Here is a 21,341-nt window from a genome sequence, read left to right on the forward strand (position 1 = left end):
CTCACAGGTGATCTTCCGGTTGTCGCGCGCATCGTCCCAGATCGCTGGCGGGCAGGGGAAGTGCATCGCGTACGCTTGCCCGATGCCGAACGACCAGCCACCGCGCCCCGCGCCGCTGGACCCGCCGATGGTGCCGTTCGCCGTCGCCGGCCTGATCGCGTGGGCGGTCGTCGGACTGGTGCTGCTGGTGTTCTTCCGGGGCTGGCTGACCGAGCACCATCACGAGAACTGGCTCTGGACCTGCCTGGCCGGTTTCCTGTGGGGCTTCCCCGGGCTCGCCGTCATGCTGCGGCACGACGCCAACCGACGCCGCCGCCGGGCGATCTGAACGCGCCGGCCCGCGCCGGAGCGCCGCTCAGGGGTGCCCGTACGGCTCCGCCGGCTCCCCCGCCTCGACCGAACCCGGCGCACGGCTGACCGACATGGCCTCCACGGCGCTGTCGTCGTACACCGTTGGTAGGTCCTCGACCGCGGTCTCGGCGGCCTCGATCAGCGTCTCGGAGTGCGCGCCGCAACCATGGTCGGCGCTGACCACCCGACCGTCGTCGGGTGCGTAGAAGTTGCCGCACGCGCCGAACGCCGCCCGCATCGCCCCGGCCAACGGGAGGTAGAAGCCACAGGTGCCGCAGCGGGCGGCGGCCGGCGCGGCCGTGGAGATGGCGGCCGTCGGGCCGTGGTCGCCGTCGTACCAGCGCTGCGCCGCGTCGGCCCGACCCTCCCGGGAGAGCACCCGGGCCCGACCGAGACCCAGCTCCCAGGCCGTCTCCTCGACCGCCGGGTCGTCGGAGAGCAGGTAGCCGGGGACCAGCCGCTCATCCTCCGGAGCGGTCGGCAGCAGATCACCCGGGCCGAGGTCACCGGGCTTGAGCCGCTCCTGCCAGGGCAGCCAGCCGGGCGCGAGCAGCGCGTCCGGACCGGGCAGCAGCACCGTCTCGCAGATGGTCACCGTACGGCTGCGCGGGACGCGGGTCACGGTGACCGCCCACCGCCAACCGCGGTAGCCGGCGAGGCGACACTCGAAGTAGTGGGTGACCAGCCGATCGCCCTCGGACACGACCTGCAGGTGGTCGCCGACGTCGTCGGCGTCCACCTCGGTGATGCCGGCACGGGCCACCTCGACGGCGGCGGCGCAGACCTGGTCGAGACGGGCGGCACGGGTGGAGGCGGGCCTGGTCACCAGACCATTGTTCCCCATGCTCCCCGCAGGGGTGACAGGGACTCCCGGGGAACCTTTCGCCGCGACTGATGCGGCACACCTGCGTCGGATGGGCGAGGATGGTGCACATGCCGCCGTACTCCCACTCCGGGCGTTCCCTCCTCGGGCGGACCGTCGGCACCGGCATTCGGGCCATCCGTCTGCTCCTGCGCGGCTCGGTGGGCAGCGGCCGCTGGGTGACCCGCCGGGCCGGTCATGCCCGCGCGCGGGGCGCCGGCGGCGAGGTCGGCATGGTCCGGCTGTTCGACCTGCACGCGCTCTCCTGCGCGGGTGACACCCTGATCGCGATCGGCCTGGCCGGGACGATCTTCTTCAACGTGCCGCTGGGTGAGGCCCGCAGCAAGGTCGCGCTCTACCTGCTGGTGACCATGGTGCCGTTCGCGATGCTCGCGCCCGTGGTGGGGCCGCTGCTGGACCACTTCCGGCACGGCCGGCGGTACGCGCTGGCCGCCACCATGCTCGGCCGGGCGTTCCTGGCCTGGCTGATCTCGGACTACATCCACGGCTTCGGGCTCTATCCGGCCGCGTTCGGTGTGCTGGCGCTGTCGCGCGCCTACGGCGTGGCCCGCTCGGCGGCGGTACCCCGGCTGTTGCCGGAAGGGCTGGGCCTCTCCCAGGTGGGTGCCCGGGCCAGCGTGTACGGCACGGTGGCGGGCGCGCTGGTGGCCCCGATCGGGTTGGCCGCCTTCTGGTTCGGGCCGCAGTGGCCGCTGCGGGTCGCGTCGGTGATCTTCCTGATCGGCATGGTGATCTCGCTGCGGCTGCCCCCGAAGGCGGACTCGGAGCCACCCGAGCGCGTCCCTCGCGCGCTACGCGCCCTGGGCCGCCGCGCGGACCGGCCGCTGGGCCGGGGTCGGCCCGCCGGACGGCTGGTGATCGCCACCCTGATCGGCGCCGCAACCCTGCGGGCCGTGTACGGCTTTCTGCTGCTCTTCCTCGCGTTCGCCATCAAGAAGGGCGATCTGACCACCGGGGTGTTCGGGCGGGACCTGGGCGCGGAGTGGGCGCTGGGGCTGATCGGCGGCGCCCTGGCCGTCGGCAGCTTCCTGGCGACCGCGGTCGGCACCCGGTTGCGTATCCACCGGCCGACCGCCATCCAGTCCAGCAGCATGATCATCGTGGCGGGGGTGGGGGTACTCGCCGTCATCCAGTTCTCGCTGTTGATGGTGGCCCTGCTCTGCCTGGTCACCGCGCTGGTCAGCGGAGTGGCCAAACTCGCCGTGGACGCCTCGATTCAGGAGCGCATCCCGGAGCGGCTGCGGGCCAGCTCCTTCGCCCACTCCGAGACGGTGCTCATGCTCGCCTTCGTCGCCGGTGGCGGGCTCGGGCTGGTGCCGTTCGCCGGCCGGACCGGCATCGCGGTCGCCGCCGGGGTGGGCATCGTGGCCGCCGTCCGGGGAGTGCTGGTCGCCGCTCGGCTACGCACCGAGAAGCTGGCCGGCCGGCCGCTGGGTGACGACGAACTGGCCGAGGACGAGCCCGAGGTTGTCGCGCCCCAGACCGTCGCGCCCGAGACCGTCGCACCGACCTCGCCGGCGCCACCTCAGGCCACGTCGCAGCGGCAGGACGAAGCGGGGCTCGCGCCGCCGGGCTACCACATCTACCGGCCCTCTTCGTCGGTCGGCGGCCCGGGTGGGGGCGCGGACGACGAGACCCGCCGCGAGTCCCCCGGCTCGCTCTCGTGAGCGGTCTGCTGGTGGTGACCGCGGTGCCGGCCGAGGCGGACGCCGTACAGGCCGGGCTGACCGCCACCAACGTGACCGTCGCCCCGGTCGGGGTGGGCCCGGCCGTCGCGGGTGCCGCCACCGCGCGGCTGCTGACCCTGGCCGAGGCGGCCGGTCGGCCGTACCGTGCGGTGGTCAGTGCCGGCGTGGCCGGCGGCTTCACCGGGCGCGCAGCGGTCGGCGACACCGTGCTCGGCACCGCGAGCATCGCGGCCGACCTGGGCGCCGACTCACCGGACGGCTTCATCGGCATCGAGGATCTGGGCATGCCACCCGCGCTGCTCGGGGGCGGCAGCATCGTCCCTGCACACCCGGCGTTACTGGCAACGCTGCGAGCCGCCCTACCCATGGCCACGATCGGCCCGGTGCTCACGGTCAGCACCGTCACCGGCACCGCCGCCGGCACCGAGGAGCTACGCCGGCGGCATCCGGAGGCGGTGGCCGAGGCCATGGAGGGGTACGGGGTAGCCGTCGCCGCCGCCCAGGCCGGAGTGCCCTTCGCCGAGCTGCGCACCATCTCCAACCCGATCGGCCCGCGCGACCGCGACGCCTGGCGGCTGCGCGAGGCCCTCACCGCGCTGACGAAGGCGGCTGCGGCACTGGGCTGACCCCGGGCGCGCCTCGGACGTCGAGCATCAGCGCCGACGGTCTGCTCGCTCGAAGTTCGAATCCGCAGGCGAGGAGAAAATCGACGTTGCCGAACTCGGCGACCGCGTGGGCGGCACGAAGGCCGGCCCGCGCCATCTCCTTGGCCAACAGCTCGACCAGCCGCCGTCCGATACCGAGAAACCGCAGGTCCGGAGCGACGACAACACCCTCGAGCACCACCTCACGCCGGTCGTCCAGTTCGTCGCCGAGGAGGAGGTCGACACTCCGTTCATGAGCCCGCAGCTCGCCGACCGGTCCCGCTCCGGGCAGCTCGGCGACGAACCGCCAAGAGGTGGCCGGCACGTCTTCGCCCGTACGCCGGAGAGTCACCCGTGCGCGGGCCTCCTGCCGCCACCGCCGCCGGTCCCGCCGAGCCCGGTCGAGGTCGTAGGTCAGCTCCGGCACGCGCAGAGGCCACGATCTCTGCGGAAGAGTGTACGAATGCGCCCACCACGCGCCCGGCCAGTCCTTGAGGGTCCGTACCCGGCGGACATCGAGGTGCGCCGGGTACCGACGGTCGGCCTCGTCCCGTGGCTCGTCGACAGGCATGCCCAGCGGCACGCCGCCCGAATCGGCGAACTTGTCGAGCGGCGGTTCGTCGTGCAGCCGGATCGCCAGCTCGCTCCCTGCCGCTCCGACGAGCCGCGCCACCGTGCGAAACGCCGGCTCGCCGCCCCGCCCCGCCTCGATCCGGGCCAGTGTGCTCTTCGGGACCCCGGACCGATCGGCCAACTCCCGTTGGCTCAGATCTGCACGTCGACGAAGATCGCGCAGCACCGCCCCCACGTCGATCGCATCCCCGCTGATCCCCACCCGTCCATGGTTTTCCGCACGGCGAGCGTCGTCAACAGCGCGCCCTACGCCTGTGGATAACCATGTGGACAACGCGCTTGGGCTGTGGGTATCCCTGTGGTGGTCGGCCCCTGTCGAGCTGCCCCAGAAGTGGGGCGCGCCCGATCGCCCGAAGGGCGGTACACCCCGGATCGCCCCCGCCCACCACCACGACCACCCGGATCCACTGACCACCGCGACCACCGAACGCCCCCACCGCCACGGCCACAGCGCGCACAGGCAGGGCACCCGCACGAGCGGCACAGGCACGGCACAGGCACCGCACGAGCACTGGCACCGCACGAGCACGGGCACGGGCGGGCACGCCATAGGCATCAAACATCGCCACGACCCGCCGCCGCTGGCGCGATTGCGCCCCACATCTGGAGCAGCTCGACAGGGACCGACCTAACCACCCGCCACCACAGCCAGCAGTGCCCCTCGCCCTACATCCGGGGCAGCTCGACAGGGACCGACCTAACCACCCGCCACCACCGCCATCAGTGCCCCTCGCCCCACATCCGGGGCAGCTCGACACCGAGCGACGTGACCTCTCGCACCTGGACGGGGGCACCGGAGGGGCAGGAGTCGGCGCCGGTCTGGTTTGTCGCGGATCACCAGGCACGGGGTCGCACCGACCGGCCGCGCGGGCGGGGCTAACGTGAAGGGCGTGGCGCTCTCCCTGGCGATCTCGCCCTGCCCCAACGACACGTTCGTGTTCGACGCCCTGGTGCACGGGCGGGTGCCCGGCGCACCGCCGGTCGAGGTGACCTACGCCGACGTCGACGTCACCAACACGGCGGCCGAGCGGGGCGCGTTCGACCTGGTGAAGGTGAGCTACGCGGCGCTGCCGTGGCTGCTCGACGACTACCACCTGCTGCCCTGCGGTGGCGCGCTCGGTCGCGGGTGCGGGCCGCTGGTGCTCACCCGGGGCGACCGCGCCGACCTGACCGGCGCCACGGTGGCCGTGCCGGGCGACCGGACCACGGCGTACCTGCTGTTCCGGCTCTGGTCAGCCGGACGGCCGCCAGCTCGGATCGAGGTGGTTCCGTTCCACGAGATCATGCCGGGCGTCGCGGCCGGCCGCTACGACGCGGGCCTGGTCATCCACGAGGCCCGCTTCACCTACCACCGGCACGGCCTGACCGCGCTCGTCGACCTCGGCGAGTGGTGGGAGGCCGACACGGGCCTGCCCATTCCCCTCGGCGCGATCCTGGCCCGTCGCGGCGCGGTCGACCCGGAGGCCGCCGCCGGCTGGATCCGCGAGTCCGTCCGGCAGGCCTGGGCGGACCCGACGGTCAGCCGGGAGTACGTCCTCGCGCATGCCCAGGAAATGGAACTCGACGTGGTGGACCGGCACATCGGCCTCTACGTCAACGAGTTCACGGCCGACCTGGGTGAGGCCGGCTTCGCCGCGGTGACGGCGCTCCTCGACCGCGCCGCCACCGCCGGGCTGGTGCCTCAGACCTCCAGCTCGCGCGCGACCGCGTGGACCAGCTGAGCGATCTTCTGCGCGGTCTTCTTGTCCGGGTACCGGCCCCGACGCAGGTCCGGCTGGACCTTCGCCTCCAGCACCTTGATCATGTCTTCGACGAGGCCGTGCAGCTCCTCGGCCGGCCGGCGCCGCAGCTCCGCCATCGACGGCGGCGCGTCCAGCAGTTTCACGCCCATGGCCTGGGCGCCACGGCGGCTGTCCACCACGCTGAAGTCGACCCGCTGACCACCCTTGAGGTCGGTGACGCCCGCCGGCAACGCGCCCTTGGGCAGGAACACGTCACCGCCCTCGTCACTGGTGACGAAGCCGTATCCCTTGGCCGTGTCGTACCACTTCACTCGACCCGTAGGCACCTGAAAACCCCTGCTTCACTTGAGCCGCTACTGCTCCAAGGCTAGCTGGATCATGCCGTCGAGCGCCGCTGGGAATCCGGTGAGATCGTCCAGCACGACGCTCGCCCCCGCCGCACGCAGCTCATCCGGGGAACACGGGCCCGTCGCCACGGCGATTCCGGGCACGCCGGCAACCCCCGCCGCCACCATGTCCGCCACGTGATCGCCCACGTAGTGGGTCGCGCCGTGCTCCCGCAGGGCGGTCGCCTTCTGCTCGGCGAACAGGTCACCGGCGAGCTCGTCCACCACCAGGCCGAGGTGGTCCAGGTGCAGCCGGGCCAACCGGGCGATCTTGGAGGTGACGACGAGCACCCTTCCGCCCCGGGCACGGATCGCGTCGATGGCCTCCCGCGCGCCGGGCATCGGGACCGTCGGGGTGATCGCGTACGCCGGGTACAGCTCGCGGTACAGCAGGACGGCCGATTCGACCTGCTCCGGTGGGAACCAGTGCGCGATCTCGGTGCGCAGCGGCGGGCCGAGGCGGGACACCGCCAGGTCGGCGTCCACCGGAACGCCCGTCCTCGCGGTCAGCGCCCGGTAGGCCGCGGCGATGCCGGGGCGGGAGTCCACCAGGGTCATGTCGAGGTCGAATCCGACGGTCGGTGCAGACATGCCGAGAAACCTACTCGCCGACGCACAGCCGGCCGTACGTCCGAGGGGCGCGACCGGCCCACCCCGGGCTAGCGTGGAAAGACGATGACCACCTCACTCGCCGACCATCTGCGGTCGCTGCCCGACGAGTCCCTGGCCGCACTCCTGCAACTGCGGCCGGACCTCGTCGTGCCCGTGCCGGCCGACATCTCCGCTCTGGCCATCCGCGCCCAGTCCCGGGTCTCGGTGGCCCGCGCGCTGGACGGGCTGGACCAGTTCACCCTGCTGATCCTGGACGCCGGCCGGCTCACCCGGCACCCGGACGAGGGCACGACCGCCATCGACACGATTCTCGCCATGGCGACCGCTGGGCCGCACCCACCGGCGCCGACCGCGGTCCGGGCCGCCGTGGGCCGGCTGAGGGCGCTGTTCCTGCTGTACGGCCCCGAGCACGCCATGTACGTGGCGGCCGCCGTCGACGAGGTCTCCCCGTACCCCGCTGGACTTGGTCGGCCCGCCGCGGACCTGGACGTTCGCGCGGCCGCCCTCTGCGCGGACCCGGCGAAACTGCGCCGGACGCTGCTCGCGGCGCCCCCGTCGGCCCGGGCGATCCTGGACCGGCTGGCGGCCGGGCCGCCGGTCGGTAGCGTGCCCCCGGGCGCGTTGCAGGCACCGGCGATCGGCGCGCAGGACGCCGTCCTCGCCGACCCGATCAACGGCGGCGCGCCCACCGGCTCACCGGTGCGCTGGCTGGTCGACAATCGGCTGCTGGTGACCGTCTCGGCCGGCTCGGGGACGGCTGGCGGCACCGTCGAGCTGCCCCGCGAGGTCGGCCTCCTGCTGCGGCGCGACAGCGGTCCGCTCGGGCCGTTGCAGACCAGCCCGCCGTCGGTGGCTGCCGCTCCCCGCGAGCCCAAGATGGTCGACTCGGCCGGCGCCGGGCAGACCATGGAGGTGGTCCGGCACACCGAAGGACTGCTGGAACAGCTCGCCGCCGAACCCGCCCCGGTGCTGCGGTCGGGTGGCATCGGCGTCCGCGACCTGCGCCGGCTGGCCCGCACCGCCGGCCTGGACGAGCCGACCACCGCGCTGCTGCTCGAGGTGGCGTACGCGGCGGGGCTCGCCGGTGAGATGGAGCTGCCCGGTGCGACCACCGGTCGGTACGGGGCGGACCAGCAGGTGCTGCCGACCGGCGGGTACGAGGTGTGGCGGGCCGGATCACTGGCCCAACGGTGGGAGCACCTGGCCCGCGCCTGGATGACCATGACCCGGCAGGTGGGGTTGGTCGGGCGGCGTGACGACCGGGACCGGCCGATCACCGCGCTCTCGGCGGAGGCCGAGCGGGCCGGTGCGCCGGCGACCCGCCGGGCGGTGCTCGGGGTGCTCGCCGACCTGGAGCCGGCGACCGCGCCCACCCCGGAGGAGTTGCAGGCCCTGCTGGACTGGCGGACGCCACGGCGCAGCCGAGGTCGGGAGGCCGCCCACCGGGAGGTGCTGGCCGAGGCGGCGCAGCTCGGTATGACCGGGCTGGGGGCGCTCACCTCGTACGGACGGTTGTTGCTGGGCGAGCTGACGTCGACCGACGAATCCGGCGGCGACCCGCTGGGGTTGCACGCGGACACCGAGAGTGGCGATCCGTCCGGTGCGGCGCGGGCGTTGGACGCGCTGCTGCCCGCCCCGGTCGACCACTTCCTGGTGCAGGCCGACCTGACCGTGGTGGTGCCCGGCCCGCCCGAGCCGGCGCTCGCCGCCGAGTTGGAGGCGACGACGGAACTCGAGTCGGCCGGCGGGGCGAGTGTGCACCGGGTCACCACGGCGAGCGTCCGGCGGGCGTTGGACGCCGGTTACACGGCCGACGACCTGCACGAGTTGTTCCGTCGCCGGTCGCGTACCCCGGTGCCGCAGGGGCTCAGCTACCTGGTGGACGACGTGGCCCGTAAGCACGGCGGGCTGCGGGCCGGCTCGGCCGGGGCGTACCTGCGCAGCGACGACGAGGCGCTCCTCACCGAGGTGCTGGCCGACCGGCGGCTGGAGTCGCTGACGCTGCGTCGGTTGGCGCCGACGGTGTTGACCACCCCGTACCAGGTCAGCCGGATGCTCACCGCGCTGCGGGAGGCGGGCTACGCGCCGGTGCAGGAGGACGGCATGGGCAGCACGATGCTGATTCGGCCACGGGTCCGGCGCGCTCCGGCGCGGGTAGGGGTGACCACCAGGACGCTGGACCCGCTGGTTACCCCGAAGCTGCCGATGCCCCGGCTGCTCGGGGTGGTGGAGCACATCCGGCGGGGTGATGCGGCGGCGCGGGCGGCCCGTCGCGCCCCGGCGGTGGTCCGGGGTGGGGCGGCGGGGCTGGGCGGTGGCCCGGTGCCGGCGCACACGCACAGCGAGGCGCTCGCCGTGCTCCAGCAGGCGGTCCGGGACCGGGCGCTGGTCTGGGTCGGGTATGTGGACGCCCACGGGGCGACCGCGTCGCGGCTGGTGAAGCCGGTCTCGATCGGGGCGGGCTACCTGCGCGCCGAGGACGAGCGGACCGAAATGCTGCACACCTTCGCGCTGCACCGGATCACCGCGGCGGTGCTGGCGGACTGATCGGCTCCGTTCTCCCGTGGTCGCTCAGCGGCGGCTGCGTCGTACGGTGCCGACCACCGAGATGAGCAGCAGGAGGGCGAAGCCGGCCCCGGCCGACTCGCCGACCGAGTCGACGAAGCCCTGTTGGAGCACCAGCCACCCGAAGAGGAACCACCCGAAGAGCAGCGCCGCCGCGAAGGCGTACGCGAACACCGTCGCGCGGGACACCTCGTCGGGCGGCGCCTGCTCGTACTGCGCGACCACTTCACGGTCGACCGTCATACCCAGCCTCCCCGCCCGATCCGGCCCTGGACTCCCAGCGTGACACTCCGGTGACCGGTCCGACAGGGGATAAAACCCGGAAAGGAGGGCGTGTCGCTCAGGTGCCGGGGCGGCGACCGATCAGCACCACGCGGGTGCCGACCTTGCCCAGCTCCCACATCCGGACCGCGTCGGCGTGCAGAAGGTTGACGCAGCCGTGCGAGCCGATCGACTTGTCGTGCAGGTAGGTGGTGGTCTCGTGGAAGCCCATGCCCTGGGTGAAGTGCTGCCAGTACGGCAGCCACACCTCGTACGGGTCGGACCACTCCTTCGGGTTACGGAAGTTGACCGTGTACGTGCCGGAAGGGGTGCGGAAGCCGGACATTCCGGTGCGGGTCACGGTCGGCGCCATGACCACCTTGCCGCCCCGCATCGCCCAGACGGTCTGCCGGGTCAGGTCCACGCAGAACGTGGTGCCCGCGCCGGCCTGGCAGCGGTTCGTGTCGGTGGTGGCGAGGCGCTGGGCCACGTCGAGGGTGGTCGGTCCGGCGCGACCCTCGACGGGGCGAATGCCGTACCTCTGCTGGAACTTCTTGATGGCGGCGCAGTCGGCGGCGGACTGCCGCCCGTCGACGGTGACGGCCCCGAACCCGCCGAGGCGGGCGAGGTACGTCTCCACCGCGCGCTGGTGCTGGCCCTGTGGGCAGCCGGCGGCGGTCGGCGCGCCGGTGCTCGGGGTCGACGCCGCGCGGGTCGGCTTCGGCGTGGGTTTTCGAGAGGGTTTCGGGGCGGACGACGGTGTGGTGGGCCGGCCGTGCTGGGCCGGCCCGGACGTGCCGCTCGCCCCCGATGCCTGCTCCGCCGCACCGACCGGAGCGGCTCCCCCGCCACCACTCCCGCCGGACCGCGGATCGAACGTGCACGCGCCGGCACCGACCAGCACGACCACCACCAGGGCAAACAGCCGAGAAGTGTGCCGGACACGCCGCATGGCACCTCCCCTGGACAGTTGTCCCTTTCCTAGACGTTCGTAAGTGCCGTCCTGGTTGCATCCGGTGAGCATCTTTCTTGGGACGTTTCCCGTCGTGCAACACTGGATGGTCGGGCAGCGGCGGGTGTGTGACCGCGGCGGTCCCGACGGCCAACCGAGGAGAGGACGCTGGCGTGAGTGGTGGACCCCTGATCGTGCAGTCGGACAAGACGCTGCTGCTGGAGATCGACCACCCCGACGCACAGGCCTGCCGGATGGCGATCGCGCCCTTCGCCGAGTTGGAGCGGTCTCCGGAGCACGTGCACACGTACCGGCTGACCCCGCTCGGGTTGTGGAACGCCCGCGCGGCGGGGCACGACGCCGAGGGCGTGGTGGATTCGCTGATCAAGTACTCGCGCTACCCGGTGCCGCACGCGCTGCTGGTGGACGTGGCCGAGACGATGGACCGGTACGGCCGGCTCCAACTCGCCAACGATCCCGCGTACGGGCTGGTGCTGCGGGCGCTGGACCGGCTGGTGCTGATCGAGGTGGCGAAGAGCAAGAAGCTCGCCGGCATGCTCGGCGACAAGATCGACGACGACACGATCCGGGTGCACCCGTCCGAGCGGGGCCGGCTCAAGCAGGCGCTGCTCAAGCTGGGCTGGCCGGCGGAGGACCTGGCCGGTTACGTGGACGGCGAGGCGCACCCGATCGAGCTGGCCGAGGCCGGCAAGGACGGGCGCAAGCCGTGGACGCTGCGGTCGTACCAGCGGGAGGCCGTCGAGGCGTTCTGGGCCGGCGGGTCGGGCGTGGTCGTGTTGCCCTGTGGGGCCGGCAAGACCCTGGTCGGCGCGGCGGCGATGGCCGAGGCGAAGGCGACGACGCTGATCCTGGTCACCAACACCGTCGCCGGCCGGCAGTGGAAGCGCGAGCTGATCGCCCGCACGTCGCTGACCGAGGAGGAGATCGGCGAGTACTCGGGCGAGCGCAAGGAGATCCGCCCGGTCACCATCGCCACGTACCAGGTGCTCACCTCCCGAAAGGGGGGCGTGTTCACCCACCTGGACCTGTTCGGCGCCCGCGACTGGGGCCTGGTCGTCTACGACGAGGTGCACCTGCTGCCCGCGCCGATCTTCCGCTTCACGGCGGACCTCCAGGCCCGCCGCCGGCTGGGCCTGACGGCCACTCTGGTACGCGAGGACGGCCGCGAGGGCGACGTGTTCAGCCTGATCGGGCCGAAGCGGTACGACGCGCCGTGGAAGGACATCGAGTCGCAGGGCTGGATCGCCCCGGCCGAGTGTGTCGAGGTCCGGGTGACGCTGACCGACGCGGAGCGGATGTCGTACGCGACGGCGGAGGCCGAGGAGCGCTACCGGATGGCGGCGACCGCGCGCACCAAGCTGCCCGTGGTCAAGGCCCTCGTTGACCGGCACCCGAACGACCAGGTGCTGGTGATTGGCGCGTACATCGACCAGTTGCACCAGATCGGCGAGTACCTGGACGCGCCGATCGTGCAGGGCTCCACCACCAACAAGGAGCGCGAGCGGCTGTTCGACGCGTTCCGCACCGGCGAGCTACGCACGTTGGTGATCTCCAAGGTCGGCAACTTCTCCATCGACCTGCCCGAGGCGGCGGTGGCGATCCAGGTGTCCGGCACGTTCGGGTCACGGCAGGAGGAGGCCCAGCGGTTGGGTCGGGTGCTGCGTCCGAAGGCCGACGGCCGGCAGGCGCACTTCTACACGGTCGTCTCCCGGGACACGATCGACACCGAGTACGCGGCACACCGGCAGCGCTTCCTCGCCGAGCAGGGGTACGCGTACACGATCGTCGACGCCGACGACGTCCTCGGCCCGTCCCTACCGTCCTTCGACTGACCTGCGTTTTTGCTTTGTCGGCTTGATCGACTCGGTTTCCTGGAGGCCGGGGTGTCCCGAGCGCCCGGACACCCCGCCTTCCTGGAACCCGGCCTCGGTCAGCGGGAGAAGCGGTCGACCAGCGCTGCCAGCCGGCGGTCGTGGCCTTCCCGGCGGAGGCGGCCGCTGCGCATGAGCGTGACCAGACCGTGCAGGCCGCTCCAGAACGTCTCGGTGAAGATCTCCAGGTCGGCGTCGCCGGCGAACGGCCGTACCGTCTCGGCCAGTTCGGCGAAACCCCGGGCGAGATCGGTCGGGACGTCCGAGCTGGCGAACGGCAGGTCCACGGCGAGGGTGAACATCGCGTCGTAGAGGGCGGGTCGCTGGTCGGCGAACGCGACGTACGCCGCAGCGACGTCGGCGACCGCCTGCCGTGGGTCGGCCGCGGCCGCACGGGCGGTCACCAGCGCGGTCGCCAGTTCAGCGAAGCCCTCGACGGCGACCGCCGCCATGATGGCGTCCTTGCCCTTGAAGTGGCTGTAGAGGACGGGCTGGCTGTACTCGATCTCGGCGGCCAGCCGCCTGGTCGTCACCGCGTCCCAGCCTTCGGCCAGGGCTAACTCCCGGGCGGCGGCGACGATGGCGCGTTCCCGTTCCGCCCGCTCGCGCTCCCGGCGCGTCTGAGTCGACATGACAGCAATGCTAGCACCGCTAGCGAATCTGTCCGCGCTCTGCTAGCGTCGCTCTTATACCTAGCAGCGCTAGCAATTGGAGCGGATCATGTTGTCACCCCTGGCCTACGGACTCGCCGTCGTACTCAGTCTCTTCGTCCTCTTCATCGGCGCACGGTTCCTGCTGGTACCGCGGGCCGCAGCCGCCGGGTACGGCGTACCGGTGCGGCCGGACGGCGATATCGCCTACCTGACGGTCAAAGGGCTCAAGGACGTCACCTTCGGGCTGCTCGGCCTCGCCCTGATCGCCTTCACCACCGCCGACGCGGTCGCGTGGTACATGCTGATCGTCGCGCTCGTCCCCCTGGGCGACACCCTCATCGTGCTGCGCAACGGCGGAACGAAGGCCGTGGCCTTCGGCATCCACTTCGCGACGGCCGTAGTGGTCCTCCTAAACGCCGCCCTCCTCTTCGCCCTGTAACCCCCAGGGCTCGCCCCCAGGCTGGCCCTGTTGATCAAGAGGTTCGCGTCAAATTCCGCCCGATCGGTGACGCGAACCTCTTGATCACCGGGCTGGCCGGGGGCCGGCGGGGGCCGGTCGGGGTGGGGGTGGGGGTGGGGTTAGGGGGTGGGGGGTGGGCAGCGGTCGGGGAGGGTCACCTCGCCCGGGTGGTGGTCGAAGGTGTTGAGCGTGAACCACTCGTCCAGCTCGGGGTCGAAGAGGTTCTGCAGGCCGAACTGGAGCACCTGCCACCACCGGCTCGGGTCGCGCTGGTCGACGTAGATGTCGCCGAGCGCCAGCGGGAACCGGAAGAACTCCCCCGGCACGGTCGAGCCGCCGACCACTCCCACCCGCCAGTGGTCCACGTGCCGGTCGTCCGCACCCTGCAGGATCTCCGGCCCGACATAGCGGGACGTCTTCAGCTTGTCGTTGAAGATCTGCCGGTTGAAGAACCCGGGCACCTTGCTGCACGGGCGCGGCGGAAACAGCGGGATGTTGGGCCACTTGTAGGTGAGCGTGTAGAGCGTGTTCTCGTAGATCAGGTTCGTGAACCAGATCGGGTGCTCGGGGCCGCCGGCGACCATCTGACTGTTGCCGTCGCGGCCCTGCCAGCTGAACGGCACGTCGATGCCGAGGTCCCGCACGACGTACCGGCCGGTGCCCCGGAAGTCGGCCGGGAGCAGCGGTGGGCGCGGCTCGCGCGGCACGGGGACCACGTCACCGTCCGCCCGGGCCGCGCGCGGCGGCGCGGCGGCCGGGCCGGGCGCGACCACGCCGAGGGCCAACAGCGCGCCGGCCACCGCCGCAACCACAACCCGAGGTGTACGCCTCGACGCCATCAGCCCTCCGTCAGTGTCGACAGTGGCCGACGCCCCGCCCGCGCCCGCCTCCGGCGAAGCGTAGGGGCAGGGCAAACGTGAGAACGGGCGGAACGGATGGCCTCCACCGGACGGGTGACGCACCCTGCGGCCCTGATCGGGACGCTGGCGAACCAGCTCCGCCGGCTCCGACCCGACGTCAGCGAGAACTGCTCCTCCCGGTGAGCGAGGCGCCCCGGGCCTTGGTCAACTCGTGTTGCAGGAAGGCGGGGTGTCGGGGCGCTCGGGACACCCCGGCTTCCAGGAACCCGAGTCGATCAACGCGCACGCCGGCCCGGGACCAGCAATCGGTCCCGGGCCGGTGTTCACGCGAACCCTGCCTACTTGATCAGCTTCCAGGGGCCGTTCGGGTCGCCCGGCTCCTGGCCGCGCGTCCACCATTTCGCCTCGTAGACGTGGCCCTTGAAGGACACCCGGTCGCCGGCCGTGTACACCTTGGTCAGCGTCCAGGCGGCCGGGCTGTTGTCCGGCGGGGTCGGGGCGATCTCCTCCCAGGACCCGTTGCGGTCACCCGGCTTCTGGTTGCGGGTGTACCACTGGGCCCGCCACTTCCTACCGTCGTACATGGCGAACTCACCCGAGTTGAAGATCCGCGACGCGGTCCAGATCGCGGTGCCGTCCTCGGTCATGGCGATTTCCTGCCACGCGCCGTTGGCGTCGGCGCCCGGCTTCTGGTTCTTCGTGTACCAGGAGGCCCGGAAGACCCGGCCCTGGTAGGTCACCCGGTCGCCGTCGTTGTAGACCGTCGACGAACTCCACTGCGCCGGCAGGTTCACCGTCAGGGTGGCGGTGGCCTCGACCGCGGTCAGGTGGTCGTCACCCGGGTACGACGCGGTCAGCGCGTGCTGGCCGCCGGCCAACCCCACCGGCAGGGTGAACGTCGCCGTGCCGTTGGTCAGCGTGGCCGAGCCGCGCACGGTCGTACCCTCGCGCAACTCCACCGCGCCGGTGACCGGCGTGCTGCCGGCCGCGACCTTGACGGTCACCGTCGCCGCTGTGCCCCAGGCGGTCGGGGTGGTGGTGACGGTCATCGTCGGGACCCGCTTGGCGGTCGTGAACACCGCCGGCTGGGCCACCGCCTCGCCGCCGTCGGCGCTCTTCGCCGACACGATCCAGCCGTACGAGGTGCCCGGCAGGAGCTTGTCCCACGTCGTCGTGGCCACGTCGTTCGAGGTCACCTCGTCGGTGCCGATCGTGCCGGCCGGCACGTACGCGGCGAGCGAGTCGGTGGTGAACGACGTCTTGCGGGTGGTGAGGTCCACCGGCAGGGTCAGGTTGTCCTCCGCGCCGTTGTAGCGCGGCTTGGGCTGGCTGCCGTCCTGGCGGATGTCGTACTCGGTCGCCCCGAAGTTCTTCAGGAACGGCGAGTACGTGTCGATGTGCATCTCGGCCCGGTCCACGTCGAACTGGAGCAGCCGCAGGAAGCTCGCCCCGAACTGCAACCGGTCGGTGGCCTTGTGGTCCGGCGTGCCGTCGCCGTTGACATCGATGGTGCCGTCGGCGGCGACCTGGTTCGGCCACAGCTCGGCGGCGGCGACCGTGTAGAACTGGTAGTCGGCCAGCAGTTCGACGACGTCGTGGCTGACCGTCACCCCGATCTTCGACTTCAGGTTGGTGCCGACGCCATGCTCGTGCCCGGCGAGTACCAGGAACACGTTCGGGTTGGCCTCGACGACCTGCTTGAACAGCGGCGAGCCGTCCGGGGCGGAGAAGTCCGCGCCACGACCGTCGGGGTTGGCCGACGGCTTCAGGTAGTCGTGCGAGAGCAGGATCCCGTTGCGGTCCTTGTACCGCTTGAAGATCGAGTCAGCCCACTTGGCCTCGGCCGGCGTGACGCCGTACGACAGGCCGACCGCCACGAAGTCCAGGCCACCGGCGGAGAACAGCAGGTAGTTGTTCTGGTTGTCCTTACCCGGCGTGACCGAGCCGTCGGCGTTCGTCCGCTCGTCCCAGGCGTGGTACTCGGTGCCCTTCGGCCAGGCCTTCGCCGTCCCGTAGTACCGGTCGGCACTGAAGGTGCGGCTGAACCGGGAGTCGGGGCCGGTCTCGGCGCCCAGTTGGTCGTCGTGGTTGCCCGCGATGACCTGGTTGACGACACCGTTGTCGTCGAGGATCTTCTGGAAGCCCGAGGCGGTGGCGAGTTCCTTCTGCACCTGCTCGTGCAGACCGGGCCGCTTCAGCGAGCCGTCCGGGTTCTTCGCCAGCGGGTCGTAGTAGTCGTTCTCGATGACGTCACCGGTGTGTGCCGCGTACGCGATCTTGCGGCTGTTTGCGTTGTCGGCGATCCACTGCATCTGGTCGCGGTACGCGGCCGACCAGATCGCCTGCTCCTCGGCGGTCTCGACGTCCGAGGGCTCGGCGTTGCCGTCGAAGTCGTCGTACGTGCCGCCGGCCGCGCCCTCGGTGACGTACTGGGTGTCGGTGAAGTGCGCCAACGAGAAGTCGTACGACGCGGGGTCTTCGAAGCGGTCCTTGTCGTTCTGCGCCGTCGCGTCGCGCGGCGACAGATCATCGGCGAACGGGTCCTCGCCGGTGACCAGCACGTGCACGACACCGCCGTCGCGGTAGCCGGCCTCGACCGACGCGGTGAGGACGGTGTCCTGCCCGGCCCGCCCACGGGAACTGGTCAGCACCACCCACTTTCCGGTGGCCGGGTTCCAGGCCCGCAGCGCCACGATCCGCGCCGGGTCGATGCTGCCCGACCAGCGCAGCGTCGGCTCCTGCTTGCTGGCGGCCAACGGCAGGTCGTACCGCTGGAAGACCACCCCACGGCTGGACGGGCTGTCGATGGTCGAACCGTCGAGCGGACGCAGCGAGGTGACGTCCACGCTCCGGTCGTGCTGGACGTCGAGCGTGGTCGGCACGTCGGCCGCCTCGCCCTGGTAACCCTTGGTCGGCAGGACGACGTCGGCCTTGGTGAAGGTCGCGGTCAGCCCGACGCCCTCGGTGCCGGGAATCCGGGCGGACAGCTCCGCCGAGAGCGGGTCGGTGTTCCTGACCGTGGCGTTCAGCTCGGTCGGGACGTCCGGGATGCTCGCGCTGCTGAAGCGCACCTCGCGGGTCGCGGTGTTGCCGAGCGTGTCGGTCGCCGTCATCGCGATGGTGTGCTCGCCGGCCGGCAGACCGTGACCGATCTGGTCGCCCTGCTTCACGGCCGCGCCGTCGAGCGTGATGGCCGGCGTGCCGACCACGCCGCTGGCGTCCTTGACGCTGACGTCGAGCGCCACCGTCGACGTCAGCCGCTGGCCGGCCGCCGGCACGCTGCTGGCGATCTCCGGAGCGGTGTTGTCGGTGGTGAACCGCCGGGTGGAGGTCTTGTCGCCGACGACCGCCTTGATGGTGTGGGCGCCGTCCGCGATCGTCGTAGTGTCCACGTCGGCGCGCTTGCCCAGCGCCGGCAGCGCCGAGCCGTCCTGGGCGGTGACGTCGAACAGCACCATCGTGGTGAGGACGCCGTTGAAGCTGCTGCCGCAGGTGCCATCACCGAGGTACGTGGTCACGGGCGAGCCGGCCGGGTAGGTGGCCGAGCCGATGGTGACCGTGGTCTGCGCGACCGAGCGGGTCAGCTGAGTGGCCTTCGCGCCGCTGGGCAGGAGTTCGAAGTCCCGCAGCGTGAAGTCGTCGTAGTTGTCGCAGCCGGCCGGCTTGGCGCTGCCGTGGTCGCTGCCCGCGACGAACTCCAGGGCGTTGACGCCCGGCACCAGCCACTCGTTCGGGAAGGCCAGGTCGGCGACCTCCTTCTCCCACATCCCGATCTCCAGCGGGATGCCGTTGACCAGCACCTTGTTGTCGTACCCGTTGTCGCTGCCGTTGCCGCCGACGAACACCTTCAGGTGCGCGTCGCCGGCCGCGGGGAGGGTGTCGACGGTGCGCGTCGTCGGCGCGTCCCCGATGGTGAAGTGGAACTCGGCGTCCTTGTTCGCGCCGCAGGTGCCGTCGCCCAGCGCGAGGGACGCGGCGGTCGTCTCCGCCTTCGTCACGGTCGTGCCGCTGGTGGTGACCAGGTACGTGGTGCCGGCCGTCACCGTGCCCGCCGTGCTCAGCGTGAGGCTGGTGGCCTCCCGGGTGAGCTTGAAGTCGTCGTGGTTGGCGCAGGTAGCACCGTTGAGCGTGCCGTTGTAGTCGCCGGTGCGCACCTGTAAGACGTTGTCGCCGAGGTGCAGGAACCGGTTCGGGAACGCCAGCTTCACGGCCTCCGCGCCGAGCGCGCCGTAATCGCCGCCGAGGTCGACGCGGTGGCCGTTGACCAGCGCGTAGTTCTGGTAGCGCGCCTCGATCGAGTTGCCGGCCTCGACCGAGAGGCCGAGGGTGGCGGTGCCGGCGGCCAGCATCTCCGCGTTCTCGGCCGGCTTGTCGTCGATCGCGAGCGACTCGACGCTGTCCTTGCCGGCGGACGCGAGCGCGGCGATGACCGGCTGCGTTCCGCGTACGCGGGCACCGTCACCGGGGGTGACCACCGCCGCGCCGGCCGGGGCGTTGTTGACGTCGACCGTGACGCTCGTCTTCGCGCCGGACAGGCTCGTCGCGCTGACGGTGTGCGTACCGTTGGTCAGCTTCGTGGTGTCGAGGTCGGTACGCAGGCCGGATGTGCTGCCCGGTTCGCCGGAGATGACGAAGGTGAGGTCCTGGTTGAGCAGCTTCGCCGAACTGCCGCAGGTGCCGTCGCCGAAGCTGTAGCTGAACAGGTTCTGCTCGCCGTCGGCGACCACGCCGAGCAGGCTGAGACTGATGCTGCTCAGCGCGTAGTCGTCGTAGTTGGGGCAGCGGCCACCTTCACCGTTCGGCAGCTCCTGGTAGCCGACGGCGGTCTTCGTGGTGGTGTCGACCCAGTTCGCTCCGGCGTGGACCGAAACGGTGTTAGCGCCCGGCTTGAGCCAGTCGCCCGGGAAGTCGAGGGTGCCGACCCGCCCGCCCGGGACATCCGGGAAGTAGACCCGGTCGGCCTCGGCCGTGTGCCCGTTGACGGTCAGGTAGTTGCGGTAGCGGGCCTCGGTGCCGTTGCCGCCCATCTCGAACGCGAAGTGGGCGGTGCCCGCGGTCTTCTCGGCGCTGATCTTGTCGCCGTCGACGGCGAGCATGGTCACCGAGTCGTTCTCGGTGACCGGCTCGACGACGACGGGCACCTTGCCCTCGACGTTCTGCCCGTCGCTCAGGTTGATCAGCGGCGTGGTGGCGCTGGCCGGCACGGCCTCCGCTCCGGCCAACGCCGGATGCAGGGTCGTCGCCGGTCCGGCGATGAGGACGAGCGCCATCGCGGACAGCAGTCCGCGTGTTCGCTTCCGGCGCGCACGGTGGTCGTGCGTCATGGCGGGATTTCTCCTTTGTTGGGTGCGAGGAACCGCCGACGCCGTGGGTGCCGACTGCGGCGGGCAGAGGGGCCGCCCTGATGGCGGCCGGTATCAGGACGACGGTCGGGCGCGGGCGACCCGTCGACGACGTACCTGGCGTCGCAGCAACGACCCGACGGCCCCGAGCAGCAGCAGCGGACCGACGCTCATGACGAGCCGCCGGGTGGTGCTCTGGGCGTGGCCCGTCCCGCCGGTGGCAGCCGCTGGCGGGGGCACGTCGCCGAGCAGCCAGTCGTGGGAGTACTCGTCGGTGCCGTACACCTGGCGTTTGCCCTCGGGTCCGGTCGCCACCGTGCGGTACGCGGGGTCGAGGTCGCTCAGCATCCGGATCTCGATGCGGGCGACGCCGAGCGGGCCGGGGCAGGTGTAGTTGACGTCCACACCAGAGTCGCTCGCCTTTCCGACGACGCCGGTGCACCCGTGCCCGTCGCTGCTGACGGTCATCTGCTTGAGCAGGTAGTTCGCGAACAGCGGGGAGGAGGCGAGGATTGTCGCGTCCGTGTCCCGGGTGTCGACCGCGCCGTCGAGCAGGACACGGTCCTGCGGCAACAGGCCGAGGTGGACGCCGAGCACTGTCAGCTCGTCGACGCCGCCGGGCTTCCACGTCAGGTGCACCACGTCGGGGCGGGCCGCGTCCGCCGCAACGGTGACGGTCTGCGGATAGCCGTACGGGTGGGCATCAGCGGGGACCACCAGGGCGAGCAGGGTGAGGGTGAACGCCGCCGAGATCACGACACGGCGGGGCCACCGAGCGGTTGCGGGCATGCCAGCGCTCCGGTCTACAGGTGCTGTGGCACGCCGGTGGGCGCGGCCGTTCAGTGACCCTGCCGGCCGTTGGCGAACTCACCAGGCGAGCTTGATGAGAAACGGGCGCAGCGAGGGTGAACAGTTAGTTGATCAACTGGCTCTGCTCAGGCGGCGCTGAGCTTCCGCAGGACGTACTGGTTGAGGCTCATCCCATCCTCGGCGGCGTGGATGGCCAGCTCGCGGTGCAGGCTCTCGCCGACGCGCAGGTTGAACTTGCCCGAGTAGCTGCGCTCCGCTAACGGCTCCGGCACCGCCTCGCCCTGCTCCTCCATGTCCGCGATCACTTCGCGCAGCAGGTCCTGGGTATTGGCGGGAGCCAGACGGGACTCCCGTGTCTCAGAGCAAAGCTATCGCCCTCTCGCCGTAGTCCGTCCCCGCGTGCTGGTCCACCGCCTGGCGCACGCGCCCAATGCGGCAACTCGGTCCGTGCTCGTCCGCCAATGCTCGCTGGTTTGGCTGCTCGCTTGGCTGCTCTAGCACGACACCGGCCCAGGCAGCAGAGCAAGGAAACCCGCGCTGACAGCGCGGTGTGACCGGGAGACCAAAGCCGCTGTCGCTGCCCGCGAGCGTTGACTCCTTGCCCTAT

General features: G+C 71.7%; 18 protein-coding genes. 7 read left to right on the top strand and 11 right to left on the bottom strand.

Annotation, left to right across the window (positions count from 1 at the left end; all coding sequences use genetic code 11):
- Positions 1–82: 82 nt before the first annotated feature.
- Positions 83–328, top strand: coding sequence for a DUF2530 domain-containing protein (locus ACIBTX_RS02250; RefSeq protein ID WP_357123904.1), 246 nt, complete (start codon positions 83–85; stop codon positions 326–328).
- A gap of 27 nt (positions 329–355) precedes the next feature.
- Here the strand turns inward: ACIBTX_RS02250 and ACIBTX_RS02255 are convergent, their stop codons facing one another.
- A complete protein-coding gene (locus ACIBTX_RS02255) occupies positions 356–1,195 on the bottom strand; it encodes a DUF3027 domain-containing protein (protein ID WP_357123901.1) in 840 nt (279 codons plus the stop codon).
- Between the two features lie 89 nt (positions 1,196–1,284).
- Between ACIBTX_RS02255 and ACIBTX_RS02260 the strand changes: the two genes are divergently transcribed.
- Entirely contained in the window at positions 1,285–2,901 is a 1,617-nt protein-coding gene (locus tag ACIBTX_RS02260) for an MFS transporter (protein ID WP_357123898.1), read from the top strand.
- The gene (locus ACIBTX_RS02265; RefSeq protein WP_357171978.1) at positions 2,898–3,548 is read left to right on the top strand and encodes a futalosine hydrolase; all 651 of its coding nucleotides are present in this window, start codon (positions 2,898–2,900) and stop codon (positions 3,546–3,548) included. The genes ACIBTX_RS02260 and ACIBTX_RS02265 overlap by 4 nt, the downstream gene beginning before the upstream one ends.
- Here the strand turns inward: ACIBTX_RS02265 and ACIBTX_RS02270 are convergent.
- A complete protein-coding gene (locus ACIBTX_RS02270; RefSeq protein WP_357171979.1) occupies positions 3,511–4,401 on the bottom strand; it encodes a GNAT family N-acetyltransferase in 891 nt (296 codons plus the stop codon). The genes ACIBTX_RS02265 and ACIBTX_RS02270 overlap by 38 nt on opposite strands.
- A 688-nt stretch (positions 4,402–5,089) precedes the next feature.
- Here ACIBTX_RS02270 and ACIBTX_RS02275 point away from each other — a divergent pair.
- Positions 5,090–5,920, top strand: a complete 831-nt coding sequence (locus ACIBTX_RS02275) for a 1,4-dihydroxy-6-naphthoate synthase (protein WP_355049197.1) — start codon at positions 5,090–5,092, stop codon at positions 5,918–5,920.
- Here the strand turns inward: ACIBTX_RS02275 and ACIBTX_RS02280 are convergent.
- Positions 5,881–6,267 (bottom strand): cold-shock protein, encoded by a 387-nt coding sequence (locus ACIBTX_RS02280; RefSeq protein ID WP_088986676.1) that lies wholly within the window; start codon positions 6,265–6,267, stop codon positions 5,881–5,883. The genes ACIBTX_RS02275 and ACIBTX_RS02280 overlap by 40 nt on opposite strands.
- 27 nt (positions 6,268–6,294) lie before the next feature.
- Positions 6,295–6,918: an HAD family hydrolase gene (locus tag ACIBTX_RS02285; protein WP_357123888.1), complete on the bottom strand. Its 624-nt coding sequence runs from the start codon at positions 6,916–6,918 to the stop codon at positions 6,295–6,297.
- A gap of 84 nt (positions 6,919–7,002) precedes the next feature.
- On the opposite strand from ACIBTX_RS02285, the gene ACIBTX_RS02290 reads away from it, so the two are divergent.
- Entirely contained in the window at positions 7,003–9,486 is a 2,484-nt protein-coding gene (locus tag ACIBTX_RS02290; RefSeq protein WP_357123885.1) for a helicase-associated domain-containing protein, read from the top strand.
- 24 nt (positions 9,487–9,510) lie between these two features.
- Here ACIBTX_RS02290 and ACIBTX_RS02295 read toward each other — a convergent pair whose 3' ends face one another.
- Both ACIBTX_RS02295 and ACIBTX_RS02300 read right to left on the bottom strand, forming a co-directional pair.
- Complete coding sequence (locus ACIBTX_RS02295; protein ID WP_357123881.1) at positions 9,511–9,747, bottom strand: hypothetical protein; 237 nt, start codon at positions 9,745–9,747, stop codon at positions 9,511–9,513.
- 97 nt (positions 9,748–9,844) lie between these two features.
- Positions 9,845–10,717: a L,D-transpeptidase family protein gene (locus ACIBTX_RS02300; protein ID WP_396831931.1), complete on the bottom strand. Its 873-nt coding sequence runs from the start codon at positions 10,715–10,717 to the stop codon at positions 9,845–9,847.
- Between the two features lie 173 nt (positions 10,718–10,890).
- Here ACIBTX_RS02300 and ACIBTX_RS02305 point away from each other — a divergent pair, with 173 nt between their 5' ends.
- Positions 10,891–12,570 (top strand): DNA repair helicase XPB, encoded by a 1,680-nt coding sequence (locus ACIBTX_RS02305; protein WP_357123874.1) that lies wholly within the window; start codon positions 10,891–10,893, stop codon positions 12,568–12,570.
- Between the two features lie 98 nt (positions 12,571–12,668).
- On the opposite strand, the gene ACIBTX_RS02310 is transcribed toward ACIBTX_RS02305, so the two are convergent.
- Positions 12,669–13,241 carry a TetR/AcrR family transcriptional regulator gene (locus ACIBTX_RS02310; RefSeq protein ID WP_357393070.1) on the bottom strand — a complete coding sequence of 191 codons (573 nt, stop codon included), beginning with the start codon at positions 13,239–13,241 and terminating at the stop codon, positions 12,669–12,671.
- A gap of 88 nt (positions 13,242–13,329) precedes the next feature.
- Between ACIBTX_RS02310 and ACIBTX_RS02315 the strand changes: the two genes are divergently transcribed.
- Entirely contained in the window at positions 13,330–13,701 is a 372-nt protein-coding gene (locus ACIBTX_RS02315) for a DUF4267 domain-containing protein (RefSeq protein ID WP_355049204.1), read from the top strand.
- 140 nt (positions 13,702–13,841) lie between these two features.
- On the opposite strand, the gene ACIBTX_RS02320 is transcribed toward ACIBTX_RS02315, so the two are convergent.
- The 4 genes from ACIBTX_RS02320 to ACIBTX_RS02335 form a co-directional block, all read right to left on the bottom strand.
- Complete coding sequence (locus ACIBTX_RS02320; RefSeq protein WP_396831933.1) at positions 13,842–14,534, bottom strand: hypothetical protein; 693 nt, start codon at positions 14,532–14,534, stop codon at positions 13,842–13,844.
- A 386-nt stretch (positions 14,535–14,920) separates the two neighbouring features.
- Positions 14,921–19,906 carry a carbohydrate-binding protein gene (locus tag ACIBTX_RS02325; protein ID WP_396831934.1) on the bottom strand — a complete coding sequence of 1,662 codons (4,986 nt, stop codon included), beginning with the start codon at positions 19,904–19,906 and terminating at the stop codon, positions 14,921–14,923.
- A 93-nt stretch (positions 19,907–19,999) separates the two neighbouring features.
- Positions 20,000–20,713 (bottom strand): hypothetical protein, encoded by a 714-nt coding sequence (locus tag ACIBTX_RS02330; RefSeq protein ID WP_396831935.1) that lies wholly within the window; start codon positions 20,711–20,713, stop codon positions 20,000–20,002.
- A gap of 146 nt (positions 20,714–20,859) precedes the next feature.
- Positions 20,860–21,027: a toxin-antitoxin system HicB family antitoxin gene (locus ACIBTX_RS02335; protein ID WP_396831936.1), complete on the bottom strand. Its 168-nt coding sequence runs from the start codon at positions 21,025–21,027 to the stop codon at positions 20,860–20,862.
- Between the last annotated feature and the right edge of the window lie 314 nt (positions 21,028–21,341).

This window comes from Micromonospora sp. NPDC049359, assembly GCF_044466585.1.
Classification (GTDB): domain Bacteria; phylum Actinomycetota; class Actinomycetes; order Mycobacteriales; family Micromonosporaceae; genus Micromonospora.